Genomic DNA, 1,704 nt, shown 5'->3' with positions numbered 1-1,704 from the left:
TAGGATAAGCCCTCGACCGATTAGTATTGGTCAGCTCCATGCATTGCTGCACTTCCACCTCCAACCTATCTACCTCGTCGTCTTCAAGGGGTCTTACTAATTGGGAAATCTCATCTTGAGGGGGGCTTCACGCTTAGATGCTTTCAGCGCTTATCCCGTCCGCACGTAGCTACCCAGCTATGCTCCTGGCGGAACAACTGGTACACCAGAGGTGCGTCCATCCCGGTCCTCTCGTACTAAGGACAGCTCCTCTCAAATTTCCTGCGCCCACGACAGATAGGGACCGAACTGTCTCACGACGTTCTGAACCCAGCTCGCGTACCGCTTTAATGGGCGAACAGCCCAACCCTTGGGACCTACTTCAGCCCCAGGATGCGATGAGCCGACATCGAGGTGCCAAACCTCCCCGTCGATGTGGACTCTTGGGGGAGATAAGCCTGTTATCCCCAGGGTAGCTTTTATCCGTTGAGCGATGGCCCTTCCATGCGGTACCACCGGATCACTAAGCCCGACTTTCGTCCCTGCTCGACTTGTAGGTCTCGCAGTCAAGCTCCCTTCTGCCTTTGCACTCTTCGAATGATTTCCAACCATTCTGAGGGAACCTTGGGGCGCCTCCGTTACTCTTTAGGAGGCGACCGCCCCAGTCAAACTGCCCACCTGACACTGTCCCCGAACCGGTTTACGGTCCTAGGTTAGAACCTAGATACGATCAGGGTGGTATCCCAACGGCGCCTCCTCAGAAGCTTGCGCTCCTGGATCTCTGGCTCCCACCTATCCTGTACAGATCGTACCCAAATTCAATATCAAGCTGCAGTAAAGCTCCATGGGGTCTTTCCGTCTTGTCGCGGGTAACCTGCATCTTCACAGGTATTAAAATTTCACCGGATCTCTCGTTGAGACAGCGCCCAAGTCGTTACGCCATTCGTGCGGGTCAGAATTTACCTGACAAGGAATTTCGCTACCTTAGGACCGTTATAGTTACGGCCGCCGTTTACTGGGGCTTCGGTTCATAGCTTCGGATTGCTCCTAACCACTCCCCTTAACCTTCCAGCACCGGGCAGGCGTCAGCCCGTATACTTCGCCTTACGGCTTCGCACAGACCTGTGTTTTTGCTAAACAGTCGCTTGGGCCTTTTCACTGCGGCCCCCTCGTGCTATTCACACTACCGGGGCACCCCTTCTCCCGAAGTTACGGGGTCATTTTGCCGAGTTCCTTAACGAGAGTTCTTCCGCGCGCCTTAGAATACTCTTCTCGCCTACCTGTGTCGGTTTGCGGTACGGGCACCTTCTCCTGGTTAGAGGCTTTTCTTGGCAGTGTGAGATCATGACCTTCGCTACTATAATTTTCGCTCCCCATTACAGCCCAGCCTTATAGTGTGCGGATTTGCCTACACACAAGCCTCACTGCTTAGACGGACTATTCCATCAGTCCGCGTCACTACCCTGCTGCGTCACCCCATTACTCATAACGGATTACGGTGGTACAGGAATTTCAACCTGTTGTCCATCCACTACGCCTTTCGGCCTCGCGTTAGGTCCCGACTTACCCTGAGAGGACGAGCCTTCCTCAGGAACCCTTAGGCTTTCGGCGGATCAGATTCTCACTGATCTTTTCGTTACTTATACCGGCATTCTCACTTGTATAGTGTCCAGCGCTCTTTTCAGTACACCTTCAACCTCTATACAACGCTCCCCTACCCCAGAT

General features: G+C 53.6%; 1 rRNA gene. It reads right to left on the bottom strand.

The features are described from left to right. Nucleotides 1-1,704: ribosomal RNA gene (locus AC1D69_RS24955) — 23S ribosomal RNA — on the bottom strand; the annotation flags it as partial.

It is taken from the genome of Paenibacillus sp. Y301 (assembly GCF_059445505.1).
This window is presented reverse-complemented; position numbering and strand designations above follow the sequence as displayed.